General features: G+C 36.5%; 10 protein-coding genes. 3 read left to right on the top strand and 7 right to left on the bottom strand.

What is annotated here, in order from left to right; all coding sequences use genetic code 11:
- Nucleotides 1-86: 86 nt before the first annotated feature.
- A complete protein-coding gene (gene topA, locus DV434_RS06375; protein WP_118785676.1) occupies nt 87-2693 on the top strand; it encodes a type I DNA topoisomerase in 2607 nt (868 codons plus the stop codon).
- Nucleotides 2694-2763: 70 nt separating this feature from the next.
- Here the strand turns inward: topA and DV434_RS06380 are convergent, their stop codons facing one another.
- On the bottom strand, nt 2764-3348 hold the full coding sequence (locus DV434_RS06380) for an FMN-dependent NADH-azoreductase (protein ID WP_118785677.1): 585 nt from the start codon (nt 3346-3348) through the stop codon (nt 2764-2766).
- 284 nt (nt 3349-3632) lie between these two features.
- On the opposite strand from DV434_RS06380, the gene thrS reads away from it, so the two are divergent.
- Entirely contained in the window at nt 3633-5564 is a 1932-nt protein-coding gene (thrS, locus tag DV434_RS06385) for a threonine--tRNA ligase (RefSeq protein WP_118785678.1), read from the top strand.
- A 122-nt stretch (nt 5565-5686) separates the two neighbouring features.
- On the opposite strand, the gene DV434_RS06390 is transcribed toward thrS, so the two are convergent.
- The 6 genes from DV434_RS06390 to ttcA form a co-directional block, all read right to left on the bottom strand.
- Entirely contained in the window at nt 5687-8467 is a 2781-nt protein-coding gene (locus DV434_RS06390) for a M16 family metallopeptidase (RefSeq protein ID WP_118785679.1), read from the bottom strand.
- A 103-nt stretch (nt 8468-8570) separates the two neighbouring features.
- Nucleotides 8571-10877, bottom strand: coding sequence for a TonB-dependent receptor plug domain-containing protein (locus tag DV434_RS06395; protein WP_118785680.1), 2307 nt, complete (start codon nt 10875-10877; stop codon nt 8571-8573).
- Nucleotides 10852-11019 carry a hypothetical protein gene (locus tag DV434_RS10805; RefSeq protein ID WP_192881501.1) on the bottom strand — a complete coding sequence of 56 codons (168 nt, stop codon included), beginning with the start codon at nt 11017-11019 and terminating at the stop codon, nt 10852-10854. Before DV434_RS10805 ends, DV434_RS06395 begins: the two co-directional genes overlap by 26 nt.
- Nucleotides 11020-11260: 241 nt before the next feature.
- Nucleotides 11261-11470 carry a TOBE domain-containing protein gene (locus tag DV434_RS06405; RefSeq protein ID WP_005631673.1) on the bottom strand — a complete coding sequence of 70 codons (210 nt, stop codon included), beginning with the start codon at nt 11468-11470 and terminating at the stop codon, nt 11261-11263.
- 115 nt (nt 11471-11585) lie between these two features.
- On the bottom strand, nt 11586-11915 hold the full coding sequence (locus DV434_RS06410) for a TusE/DsrC/DsvC family sulfur relay protein (protein WP_118785682.1): 330 nt from the start codon (nt 11913-11915) through the stop codon (nt 11586-11588).
- Nucleotide 11916: 1 nt separating this feature from the next.
- On the bottom strand, nt 11917-12858 hold the full coding sequence (ttcA, locus tag DV434_RS06415) for a tRNA 2-thiocytidine(32) synthetase TtcA (RefSeq protein WP_005634611.1): 942 nt from the start codon (nt 12856-12858) through the stop codon (nt 11917-11919).
- A gap of 149 nt (nt 12859-13007) precedes the next feature.
- On the opposite strand from ttcA, the gene mukF reads away from it, so the two are divergent.
- Nucleotides 13008-14342 carry a chromosome partition protein MukF gene (gene mukF / locus DV434_RS06420; protein WP_118785683.1) on the top strand — a complete coding sequence of 445 codons (1335 nt, stop codon included), beginning with the start codon at nt 13008-13010 and terminating at the stop codon, nt 14340-14342.
- Nucleotides 14343-14365 lie beyond the last annotated feature (23 nt).

Below are 14365 nucleotides of genomic sequence, written 5' to 3' on the forward strand. Positions count from 1 at the left end.
TTTTTTGAAAAAATGCTTGATTTTGCCTACATAACTTTGCACTATACCCCCAATTTTACAAAATTCTAGTGATATTAGGTAATCAAATGAGTAAATCCTTGGTGATTGTGGAGTCGCCGGCAAAAGCAAAGACCATCAATAAATATTTAGGTAGCCAATATGTGGTGAAATCTAGTGTTGGACATATTCGTGATTTGCCGACGGTTGGTTCTAGTACAGGTGAAAAAGCTAAACCAATTTCAACCAAAGGTATGGATGCCGAAGAAAAAGCAAAAATTAAGGCTGAAAAGGAACGTAATGCCTTAGTTAAACGTATGGGGATTGATCCTTATCACGATTGGAAAGCAAATTATCAGATTTTGCCTGGTAAAGAAAAAGTGGTTTCCGAATTAAAATCACTTGCTAAAAAAGCAGATCACATTTATCTCGCAACCGACTTGGATAGAGAAGGGGAAGCGATTGCATGGCATTTACGTGAAGTGATTGGTGGAGATGATGATCGCTTTAGTCGCGTAGTGTTTAACGAAATCACTAAAAATGCCATTAAACAGGCTTTTGAAAAGCCTGAACAATTGAATATAGATCGTGTTAATGCTCAACAAACTCGTCGTTTTTTAGATAGAGTAGTGGGCTTTATGGTATCTCCGCTACTTTGGAAAAAAGTCGCGCGCGGACTTTCTGCTGGTCGAGTTCAATCGGTTGCGGTTAAATTATTAGTAGAACGCGAGCGTGAAATAAAAGCCTTCCAGCCTGAAGAATATTGGGAAGTTGCCGTCCTTACGAATAATCAAAATAAACAAGCTATACGCTTGGATGTCACGGATTATAAAGGCAAGAAATTTGATCCAAAAAATCAAAAAGAAGCACAAAGTGCGGTAGATTTTCTGAATGTTTCCGATTACGTTGTCACAGATTTAGAAACTAAGCCAACAAGTTCTCGCCCTCGTGCACCATTTATTACATCAACGCTTCAACAAACTGCAAGTACTCGCTTGGGATTTGGCGTTAAAAAAACAATGATGTTAGCCCAACGTTTATATGAAGCGGGTTACATTACTTATATGCGTACGGATTCAACCAATTTGAGTCAAGATGCGCTAAATATGGCACGTAGCTATATTGAAAATCATTTTGGTGCACAATATTTACCAGAAAAACCAAATTTTTATTCTAGTAAAGAAAATGCGCAAGAGGCACATGAGGCTATTCGTCCATCGGACATTAGAGCATTGCCTGAATCCTTAGAGGGAATGGAAAAAGATGCGGTGCGCCTTTATGATTTAATTTGGCGTCAATTCTTAGCATGTCAAATGCCACCAGCGCAATATGATAGCAGTACATTGACTGTTTCAGCCGGCGATTATACCTTGAAAGCAAAAGGCCGAATTTTACGTTTTGATGGTTGGACAAAAGTATTGCCACAGATAGGCAAAAATCCTGAAGATCAAGAATTGCCTTTAGTTGCTGTTTCAGAAAAACTTGCTTTAAAAGAAGTACAGCCCACTCAACATTTTACTAAACCACCCGCTCGTTTTACTGAAGCGGCTTTGGTAAAAGAATTGGAAAAACGTGGTATTGGTCGACCTTCCACTTATGCGGCAATTATTTCCACCATTCAAGAACGTGGTTATGTTCGCACTGAAAATCGTCGTTTCTATGCAGAAAAGATGGGCGAAATTGTCACTGATCGCCTCAATGAGTCTTTTGGTGAATTAATGAATTACGATTTCACCGCGAATATGGAAGATACTTTAGATAAAATTGCCTCTGGTTCGGTGAATTGGAAAACTGAATTGAATCAATTCTTCAAGGATTTTTCTAGCCAGCTTTCTAAAGCTGAATTGGATGAACTTGAAGGTGGTATGCGCCCAAATAGCCTTGTGGAAACAGATATTAAATGCCCAACCTGTGGCAGAAATATGGCAATTCGTACGGCGAGTACGGGGGTATTTTTAGGATGTACAGGTTATGCATTACCACCAAAAGAGCGGTGCAAAACAACGATTAATTTAATTCCTGAAGCGGAATTATTGAATGTTTTAGATGAATCTTCAGAAACCAAAGCATTAATGGATCGTAAACGTTGTACAAAATGTGGAACGGCAATGGACAGCTATGTAATCGATGCCCATCGTAAAATCCATATTTGTGGTAATAATCCAAATTGTGATGGATATTTAATTGAAGAAGGCTCATTCAAAATTAAAGGTTATGATGGCCCTGTTGTTGAGTGTGATAAATGCGGTGCGGATATGCATTTAAAACTTGGCCGTTTTGGCAAGTATATGGGATGTACAAATTGTGATAACACACGCAAAATTTTGAAAAATGGCGAAGTCGCCCCACCAAAAGAAGAGCCTGTACATTTCCCTGAGTTAAAATGCGAAAAATCTGATGCATATTTTGTATTGCGTGACGGTGCGAGTGGTGTATTTATGTCAGCACATAATTTCCCGAAATCCCGCGAAACACGCCCAGTTAAAATCGCTGAACTTGTGCAATATCGCGAGCGTTTACCTGAAAAATTAGCTTATTTAGCCGATGCACCACAAAAAGACCCAGAAGGGAATGAAGCGATTGTTCGTTTTAGTCGTAAAGAGAAGAAACAATATGTGACTTCTGAAAAAGAGGGAAAAGCGACGAAATGGATTGTTGATTTCACCAATGGAAAATGGGTTGAACGAAAAAAATAAGAAGAAAAGTGCGGTAAATCACCGCACTTTTTTGTAATAAATCTTCTTATGTTTTGTAGGTTATCGAGGATTAAGGGGTGGCTAAAATTTCATTAATTTTATTTTTTGCGGACGCTTGGGCTTTTTCAATCGCCTCTGGCCCGAATCCAATGCCTTGTGCATAAACAAATTGCACATCTGTGATACCGATAAAACCTAAAACTGATTTCATATATTGTGTCACTAGATTTTCTTCATCATACAACCCACCAAATGCACATAACACAATCGCTTTTTTACCTTTTAATAACCCTTCCGGTCCATTTGCTGTATATTGGAAAGTTACGCGTGGGCGTGCGATAAAATCAAAATAAGTTTTTAATTGTGTTGGAATGCCTAGATTATACATTGGTGCACCAATAACCAGAGTCTCTACATTTTTTAATTCGGAGACTAATTCATCGGAAAGTGCAAGAAGTTGTTTTTCTTCATCGTTTTTAGGTTCACCACGCACAGCTGTTGCTGCTGTGGCATCAAAATATGGAAGCGGTTGTTGGGCTAGATCGCGTACGATAATGTTATTACCTTGTAATTTTTCGATAAGATAATCGGCCAATTGATTGGTCTGGGCGTTATTTCCTGAAATGCTAGATTTTAATACTAATACGTTGCTCATTTTTATTCCTTAACTGGGTATTTAAAAGTGCGGTTATTCTAGCCTTTATTTTTAGGATATAAAGCCCCTAGCCAGAAAAACATTATTTCCTTTCTGTAAAATATGTGCATTTATTTAACAATACCTTAAGAAAGTGATAGAATTTACCACGCATTTTTTGCCTAATTTCGCTCGTTCAATGGTAGGAATGAAGCCTAGTAGGGCAAAAGTGCGGTTAATTTTTATAGAATTTTAAACGAGCACGTCACCTTTCGTATGGGTGACCACTGTATAAGGAAAAAACAATGCCAATTATTACTTTACCTGACGGTTCCCAACGTCAATTCGATCATCCTGTTTCTGTTCTTGAAGTCGCACAAGATATTGGTGCGGGTCTTGCTAAAGCCACTATCGCAGGCCGTGTAAATGGTGAGCGTCGTGATGCATGCGATGTTATCGACCAAGATGCAACACTTGAAATCATTACCGCTAAAGATGAAGATGGTTTAGAAATTATTCGCCACTCATGCGCACACTTGTTTGGTCATGCTATTAAACAATTATTCCCAGATGTAAAAATGGCAATCGGTCCAACCATTGAAAATGGTTTCTACTATGACATTGATTTAGACCGCTCTTTAACGCAAGAAGATTTAGATGCAATCGAAAAACGTATGTTGGAATTGGCAAAAACCAATTATGACGTCGTGAAAAAACGTGTTACTTGGCAAGAAGCGCGTGATACCTTTGAAAAACGCGGCGAGCCATACAAAATGGCAATTTTAGATGAAAACATTGAACGTACTGCAACGCCTGCGTTATACCATCATTTAGAATATATTGATATGTGCCGTGGCCCACACGTGCCAAATATGCGTTTCTGTCAGCATTTCAAATTACAAAAAGTTGCTGGTGCGTACTGGCGTGGTGACAGCAAAAACAAAATGTTACAACGTATCTATGGTACGGCTTGGGCGGATAAAAAACAACTTGCTGAATACTTAACGCGTTTAGAAGAAGCGGCAAAACGTGACCACCGTAAAATTGGTAAAGCATTAGATTTATATCATATGCAAGAAGAAGCACCGGGTATGGTGTTCTGGCACAATGATGGCTGGACAATTTTCCGTGAACTTGAAACTTTCGTGCGTACTAAATTAAAACAATACGATTATCAAGAAGTGAAAGGTCCTTTTATGATGGATCGCGTATTGTGGGAAAAAACAGGTCACTGGCAAAATTATGCGGACTTAATGTTCACCACTCAATCTGAAAACCGTGAATATGCGATTAAACCGATGAACTGTCCAGGACACGTTCAAATTTTTAATCAAGGTTTAAAATCTTACCGCGATTTACCAATCCGTATGGCGGAATTTGGTTCTTGCCATCGTAATGAGCCTTCAGGTTCTTTGCACGGTTTAATGCGTGTTCGTGGCTTTACTCAAGATGATGCACACATTTTCTGTACTGAAGATCAAATTGAGAGCGAAGTAACTAGCTGTATCAAAATGGTGTACGACATTTATAGCACCTTTGGTTTCACTAATATCGCAGTGAAACTTTCTACTCGCCCGGAAAATCGTATCGGTTCAGATGAAATGTGGGATCGTGCGGAAGCAGGTCTTGCAGCAGCATTAGCACACAACGGTCTTGAATATGAAATTCAAGAAGGTGAAGGCGCGTTCTATGGTCCGAAAATTGAATTTGCATTACGTGATAGCATTGGCCGTGAATGGCAATGTGGTACCGTGCAATTAGACTTCGCATTACCAAGTCGTTTAGATGCAACTTACGTGGCAGAAGACAATAGCCGTAAAACTCCTGTCATGATTCACCGTGCAATTTTAGGTTCTATTGAGCGTTTCATTGGTATCATTACTGAAGAATATGCAGGTTTCTTCCCCGCATGGTTAGCACCAACCCAAGCGGTTGTGATGAATATCACTGATAGCCAAGCTGACTATGTACAAAAAGTCGCGAAACAACTTTCTGATGTAGGCTTACGCGTGAAAACCGATTTACGTAACGAAAAAGTGGGCTTTAAAATTCGTGAGCATACTTTACGCCGTGTGCCTTATATGCTCGTTTGTGGCGATAAAGAAATCGCAGAAGGCAAAGTGGCTGTACGTACCCGTAAAGGTGCTGATTTAGGTACATTTACTGTGGAAGAATTTGCGGAAATCTTGAAAAATCAAGTAAGAAGCCGTGAATTAAAGTTATTGAATGAAGAGTAATACTTTTCGAAAATAACCAATATAATTTACTATTGAAACAGTGAATTCAATGTAACGGTGATCGTTTAAGCGATCACCGTTGTTTTTATCTATTTCATATCTATTGAGATTTAATTTATTTTCTAATAAGAAGCTGCTTTTAATATGCTGACAAATCTGCCTGATTTTTTTAGAGCTTTTTGCGCCAACGCATCTATTGTAGCTTTTGTCGCTAACTGATCTAAATGTTGATAGGTATAAATGGCATCTGGATTATCTTGTTGCCAGTAACTTTCTTCAATAATTGAAGCAATTGAAACTAAAGAATCAAATTCACGTCGAATCTGAGTATGTTGTTCCGCTAGTTTTTTACGTAATAAGTTTTCATCAATGCCATTTTTTACAATATCATCTAGTACCTGATTTGTAAGATGCGTAAGTTCCTCTACGCGTTTAGGGTCGCAACTAAATTCAATTTTTCCCTCAATTTGTGGTGCATGAACATCTTGCATAAACCAACTATTTACAGAATAAATACCAGAAACTTTTTCACGTAGAATTAAGCGTAATTTTTCTTGCACAATATCCGCAAGAATATTGAATAAATATTTTTGTTCCGCTCGCCAAGTATTATCTGCGGTAAGGTATATTTCTACATCAGCTCTCGGTTCTTTCAAGCCATTCATCATAAATGATTGAGTTGGTGTATGAATAATAGTTGGGACAAGATGGCGTATCTGAGTTTTCGATTCAACAGAAGCTAAATAATGTTCTGCCAATTTCTTTACTTGATTAAGTTCAATATCACCAATAATAAAATAGGTAAAATCTGTTTTATCTAAAATATAATGTTGATAAGCGTTACTTAATTGGTTTTTATCAAATGCTAATTGCTGTGCTTGTTTTTGAGTATAGACAGTTTCAATATTTGGAAAACGTAGTTTTGAAACGGCTTGCATAAATTGTGTTTCTAAATCAATCTGTTTGAAATAATCACGGGTTTCACGTCGATATTTTTCTAAGGCAAGATCGGATATAGGGGATGAACGTAATTTTAAGCGGAACAATGTCAGTAAATTTTCCAAATCCTTAGGTTTAGATACACCAGTAAAACCTTGTTTATCATCATCAATCACAGTTGCAATCACCAATGGATCGCGCGAAAAAATTTGATTAACTGCAGAAAGAGAAAGTTCTCCAACACCCGTTTCATCAACTACACTGACGGCAGCACGTAATAAGTGATAGTCCTTATTTGGGATAGAACGTAAACCACCTTGAGTAACAGCACGAAAATGTACTTGATTTGGAGTTTTGTCACTATAGTGGTAGATCAATTTACTTCCATTACTTAAACGAAATTCATAAATATCGCCGCGATCCCAGTATTTTTCTTGAGAAAGTGAGCCCGTGTTAAATGTTAAGTGCGGTAATTTTTCGATTTGTTTTTTTTCATCCCATTGGTGTTGTTGCATTTCCATTGCATTGTTCCAACGAGTTTCTATTTCTGCTACATCAAAAGGCAAGGCTTTTTGTGGCAAAGGTTGAGTGATTAATAATAATTTTGCTTTTAATGCTAAGGTTTGATTTAACGTGCGTTGTAAATCAGCTAATGTAATTTGAGATAAAAAATGTTTATTGAGTTCATAACGATCATTTACGCTCAATACCACTTGCTTATTTGCCACAGAAGTAATGAGATCATCGGCAATTTTTAAGCTACCAGAACGAATATTTAATTGTTTTTCATTGAGTTGAGTTAAGCGTTTAATCTCGCCGCTTAATTCATTTTGAGTAAAACCTTGTTGTTTTATACTGGCAATAAAGGCAAATAATTTATCTATCGTTTTTGAATATTGTGTATCTATAAGCTGGAGAGAAAAAATGCTTTGTAGTGTTTCTTTACCTAAATGAGTGCGATAAAAATTTGCAGAATCTACGCCATTTTCTGTTTCCTTTTCCCATTGCTGTAAACGTAAGTTAAGCAATCGAGTGGTAATTTGCTGAATTAATTCCTGCTTATAACTCGCTAATGTATTGGTTTCAATTGTATTTTCAAAAAAACTTAATTCAATACTCGGAATTGTTGTGCCTTGTTCAGAAATAGAATCTAATCGCCATTTGTTGATAAGAGGAATATTAAAATCAATTTTTTCCAATGTTGTTTTAGTAATTGGGTTTTCTTGAGATAGATTTTGTTTTAATAGTTTTACTACTTGTTTTGTATCAATATCGCCTACAATAATTACTGACATATTATCTGGTCGATACCATTTGTGGTAAAAATCAGCGACGCGTTTAGCTGAAATTGTTTTAATAATATCCATATCTCCAATAGGATCACGCAACACATAACGAGAACCCGCCATTTCAATAGCACTTTTCTTATTGCCAATACGTAGCATTGGGCTTAAACGTCTCCGCCATTCTTCTTGTACTACGCCACGTTCGCCATCCACATCTTTAGGCAAAAAAGTAATATTATTCATCCATTCATTGATGACATCAAACGCCAATTCTAATTTTTGCTGATTGTTGCTATCTAAATTTAAAGTATAGACTGTATTTTCAAAATCAGTGAAAGCATTAATATCTCGTGCAAACTTCATTCCAAGTTTTTCTAACGCATTAATAATTTGATTTTCTGGATATTTCTTTGAGCCATTAAATGCCATATGCTCAACTAAATGAGCAATGCCTTTTTGATCGTCATCTTCGTGCATTGACCCAGCATTGATCACTAATCGAATATAAACGCGTTCTTTGGGTTCAGTATTTTTTAATACAAAGTATTGCAGACCATTTGATAGTTTACCGTGCTGAATATTTGGATCAAAAGGTAAATCACTATTGGGCGATAGTTCCAAGGATTGACAAGCAATTAGTGAAAAGATAAGCAAAAAAAGTGCGGTTGTTTTTTTCATTATTTTTACCTAGAAAAAAGAAAACTCTACGCTAAGTAAAACGAGCGTAGAGTAGGGCTGGTGGACATTTCAAAAGCCCATAAGCCCTATACATTGAAGAATATTAGAATTGATAGCCAACTTCTAGCCAAAATTCACGCCCAGGCGTATAGACACCATATTCATCGCTAGTAGAAATAGTAGCGACTTTATTTTTACGTGTTTTATTAAGTACATTTAAAATATCTACTTGCAAATAAACGCTATGTTTACCACGAATGGTTGGTTGCCAACGGATACTACTGTCCCATTGTGTATGTCTGCCGTAGTGATAGCTACGATAGCGTGGAGGAGCATCGTCGTCATCATTATTTTCATTAATTGGATCATAACGACGAATTGGTGCTTTCATATACACTTTATTTGACCAAGTAATATTGTAATCTGGTATCGTCATATCAATACCTAAACGAGCAATCCAATCTTCAGTGTTACTATTAACTTGTCGTAACATTTCACGATAAGTCATTAATTTACCATCTAAAGAAACAAGTTTATTCAGATCAAATTCTTCTCCATCGGATCGTTTTGTATTTAACCAATCAAAACCAAGTGAGGTAGTCCAATAAGTTTTACCTAATTTCCAAGGTTCTATATTGTTAAGTTGGAAAGTATAAATATCAACACCGAATGGACGCCCATTAATATAACTACTTTTCTTTATTCCCCTTACAGTCTCTCGTTTCAATATGATACGATTTTTATTATCACGATGAATATAACCGAGTTTCAGTGCTAAATTACCCATATTTTGGTCAAAACTTAAACTTAATTCATCTGCATAAGGGCTTTTTAGGGATGAAAAGTTTTGATGCTGACGTGTTTGATCATTATTAAGCTTTAAAATGCCATTCGCTAATTTTAACGAAGCAAAAGAACGACCGTAATAACGATTTAAACCTAGTGTAAATCCTGTATTATCCCAAGGTCGGTAACGTGCAACAAAACGCGGGGCAAGATTATTGTTTTTTAAATAGTCATTACGTTCAATGCGAATGCCCGGTCGAAATTCAAATTTACGCCATTTAATTAAATCTTCAGCATAAATAGCGATATTTTGATAGCTGGTTTTAACACGACCTTTTGATGTTGTACTTTCTATCGGATCTAAACTATCCATAGTCCCATCATTTTGCAAAGTAGATAATATTATTTTTGAATGAACATCTTGTGGACGATAGAATTGATATTTAGTTGCCTGATAAATTCCACCAATAGAAATAGAATGCTCCGTAGAAGCCAAATAAAAAGGATCCATTACATATTCAGTTGAAAAATGCAAATTATCTTGAGTTAAATGGCTATTACCATAGCCGCCTTTTTCGAAATTATAAAGTGAATTATAATCTTCATCTGACACCGATGTTGTTTCAACACTATTTGAGGATGATTTACGTTTATCCTGAAAACGATCGTATGCTAAGGTATTTGTCCAAACGCCAGAGTTGAATGAATGTACCCAAGCAAGTGTTGATCCCAATGCTTGATGATAATCACTTACATTGTTATCTATATTTTCCCTAAAATATTTTATTTCTTTATAATTTGAATAACGTAAACCGAATTCAATTCGTTCCTTTTCCTGTGGTGTCCAATTGAGATTTAATAAAATGTTATCAGAAAGTCGTTGATGATTTTGTTTGTCTAACTGTGCTTTATTATTGGCATTTTTATCAAAGCCAATTAAACGATTTTGTTCAATAGATGATGTTCTACGGCTATAGCCAAAAACCATTCCTAAATTATCATTTAGCCTTTTTTCAGCCAAAATATTGAATGTTTGTTTATTGTATTTAGGTTGTAATTCCGTCGTACCAGAATTATCAGGTCTTACTTGTTTAAGTATTTTTTGTACTGAGTCGCCAGCTTCCATTTTTGCCCAAGAGGAATTTGTTGTGCGATATTTAAGTTTTATGCTATCAGTGCCGCTATATTGTTTTGTTTTGGCGATAACTGCCCCTCCCATAAAGCCACCTAAGCTAGCAGAAATATTACTATCTTGTACTTCCACTTTAGAAAGCATAGTTGCATCAAAAAAATAAGCTTGAGTGTGACTAATTCCAGGTACAACTTGCATAGAACCATCAAAAACGTCGCTATCAGCAGTAAGTTCATTATTTATATTGACATTATCAACAAAGTAGGCGGTTTGATTTGGATCGGCGCCGTTAATTGAAATATTTTCAGGTTTGATTTCACCACGTTGAAAACCATTTTGGTCGCTATTTTCATAACGAATATGGGGGTTAGAACGAAGATAATCAGTGATGTTACCGTTTGATGTTGGTGTTTTACTTATCTCATCAGAAGAAAGGGTTTTAACAGAAGAAAGCGATTTATTATTGTCACCATACACAACAATTTCGGGCAATATATTTTTGTTGGTTGTTGGTTGTTGGTTGTTGGTTGTTGGTTGTTGGTTGTTGGTTGTTGGTTGTTGGTTGTTGGTTGTTGGTTGTTGGTTGTTGGTTGTTGGTTGTTGGTTGTTGGTTGTTGGTTGTTGGTTGTTTCAACAGTTTGCCCCATAATAAATGGACTGACAAATGTTGAGCAGAATAATAACATTAATGGTTTCTTTTGATGCATAGTATACTCCCTTACTAAATAAAACATAAATAATAACTATTATCATTATATTTTCATATGTTATTAAATGCAAGGTGTACTTCAAAATAGGTATAAGCAAAAGAGAAAGCATAAAAAAACCGCACTTTAAAAGTGCGGTTATATTCAATTCTGTTTTTATGGAAGAAATTATTCTACCCCAACCATTACAGAAGTTGCTTTGATGATTGCGTATGCTTCTTTACCAACTTCTAAGTTCAATTCTTTAACTGCTGCTAAAGACACAGTAGAAGAAAGCACGTTACCGCCACCGATATCGATGTGAACGATCGCATTTACTGAACCGTTTTCGATTGAAACAACTTTACCTTTTAATTGGTTTCTTGCACTAATTTTCATAACATTTCCTTGTTAGTTAGGGTTTAAAAGAGTGTGCATTTTATCTATTTTTTCAAAAAAAAACAAGTCGTTAATAAACCCAGAGTTTAAAATTTTCAAAAAACTGACCGCACTTTTATAGGCATTTTGCAGGTTTCGGCAAGCCAGCTAATTTTGTGGCTTGTTTTGCTGGGCCTTCAGGAAATAAGCGTTGCAAATAACGACTATTACCTTTATCCGAACCAAGCTTTTCCGCCATGGCTTTTACCAACATGCGGATGGCTGGGGATGTGTTATATTCTTGATAAAAGTCTCTCACAAAATAAATCACTTCCCAATGTGCATCAGTTAATTCAATATTTTCTAACTGTGCAATAGCGCGAGAGACATCTTCGTTCCATTGTTGGCTATGGAGTAAGTAACCGTCTTTGTCAGTTTCAACTTCAATTCCATTGATATTCAACATATTAATTCACTTCTTTAAAGTTAATCATTTCGTTGTTTGAAAAATCGGTTTGATCTTCGTCCTCAAATTGCATTGGCGTGATTCGTTCTTCATCAAATGCGGTATCGCCTTCAATGCCATCAATTAGTTGGCCATGTTTGATTCCTTTGAAATCAAATAATTTCGGATCACACATATGTGACAATGTAATGTTTTGCATTGCGCTGAACATAGTTTCTAAACGTCCAGGATATTGGCGATCCCAAGTATTAAGCATTTCTTTCACCACTTGGCGTTGAAGATTTGGTTGTGAGCCACATAGATTACAAGGAATAATCGGAAATTCTTTCGCGATGGCATATTTTTCAATATCTTTTTCTTTGCAGTAAGCAAGCGGACGAATCACAATTTGTTTGCCATCATCAGAAATTAATTTAGGTGGCATGGATTTCATTTTGCCGCCATAAAACATATTTAAAAATAGTGTCGCTAACATATCGTCTCGGTGATGTCCTAAAGCGATTTTGGTTGCACCCAGTTCTGTGGCGGTACGATATAAAATACCACGGCGTAGGCGAGAGCAGAGTGAACAAGTGGTTTTTCCTTCTGGAATTTTTTCTTTCACAATTCCGTAAGTATTTTCTTGTACAATTTTGTAATCTACGCCAATACTTTCCAAATATTCAGGCAATACGTGCTCTGGGAAACCCGGTTGTTTTTGATCGAGATTCACTGCCACAATATCAAATTTAATCGGCGCGCTTTGCTGTAAATTCAACAAAATATCGAGAAGCGTGTAACTGTCTTTGCCTCCAGATAAACACACCATGACTTTATCGCCATCTTCGATCATTCCAAAATCTGCAATGGCGTTGCCTACATTACGGCGAAGACGTTTTTGTAATTTATTGAAATTATAGGTTTGTTTCTTTTCTTGTTGGGCTAACTGGGTTAATTCGCTCATTCTGTTATCTTTAGTTATTCATGAAAGGGGCACATTATACGTGAAAAATAGGAAAAGTGCGGTCAATTCAAAAGAAGATTTTTAAGATCTGCAAAAAATCCTGTATAATCTTTCCAATTTTTTGTTCAATTTTAACGCATTGCAATTCAATGATTGAAACATCCCAAACTATTCCTGAACTCGTCTCTTGGGCAAAAGATCGCGAGTTTTCTTTGAATTTACCTACTGAGCGCTTGGTTTTCCTGCTAGCGATTGCAATTTATAACAACGAACGTTTAGACGGCGAAATGTTAGAAGCCGATCTTGTGGATATTTTCCGCCACACGATGAATGCTTTTGAGCAATCCACCGATGCCATTGCAACACGAGCGAATAATGCAATTAATGAATTAGTGAAACAACGTTTGTTAAATCGTTTTAGTAGCGAATTTACTGAGGGCTTGGCGATTTATCGTTTAACGCCATTAGGTGTTGGCGTGTCTGATTATTACATTCGTCAGCGTGAATTTTCCGCATTGCGTCTTTCTGTACAACTTTCCATTGTGGCAGATGAAATTCAACGAGCTTCTGATTCAGCAGAAGAGGGCGTGGAGAATAACGAAAGCGAACATTTTTGGCGTCGTAATGTGTTTGCACCATTAAAATATTCCGTTGCGGAGATTTTTGATAGTATCGATCTTTCACAACGCATTATGGATGAAAACCAGCAAAGCATTAAAGATGAAATTGCAGAGCTTCTCACTAAAGATTGGCAAGCTGCGATTTCAAGCTGTGAACGTTTATTAGATGAAACATCTGGGAATTTGCGCGAATTGCAAGATACGCTAAATGCGGCAGGGGATAAACTTCAGGCGCAATTACTGCGTATTCAAGATTGTGTGATTGGACGAGATGATTTGTATTTTATCGATCAATTAATTACCGATTTACAATCTAAACTTGACCGAATTATTAGCTGGGGACAACAAGCCATTGATTTATGGATTGGTTATGACCGCCATGTGCATAAATTTATTCGTACAGCCATTGATATGGATAAAAATCGCGTGTTTTCACAACGTTTACGTAATTCTATTCATCATTATTTTGATCATCCTTGGTTCTTATGGACTGCGCAAGCTGAGCGTTTAGTCGATCTGCGCGATGAAGAAATGGTGTTGCGTGAAGATGATGCTTTAGGTGAATTACCAGAAGAATTGCAATACGAATCCCTTTCTGATTTACACGATCAAATTGTAGAGCATATGCAAGGCTTACTGATTGATTATCGTGAAAATAACCGTCCGATTGATTTGAGTTTAGTGTTAAAAGAACAACTGAAAAATTATCCACTTTCTCGTCATTTTGATGTGGCTCGAATCATTGTTGATCAAGCCGTACGTCTTGGTATGGCAAATGATGATTTATCGGGTATTTACCCAGATTGGCAAGCAATTAATAAACGTGGCGCAGAAGTGCAAGCGCATGTGATTGATAAGTATTGATTTTAAGATAATTTAAAAGCTAA

The organism is Haemophilus haemolyticus (assembly GCF_003493685.1).
Taxonomy (GTDB): Bacteria; Pseudomonadota; Gammaproteobacteria; order Enterobacterales; family Pasteurellaceae; genus Haemophilus; species Haemophilus haemolyticus_O.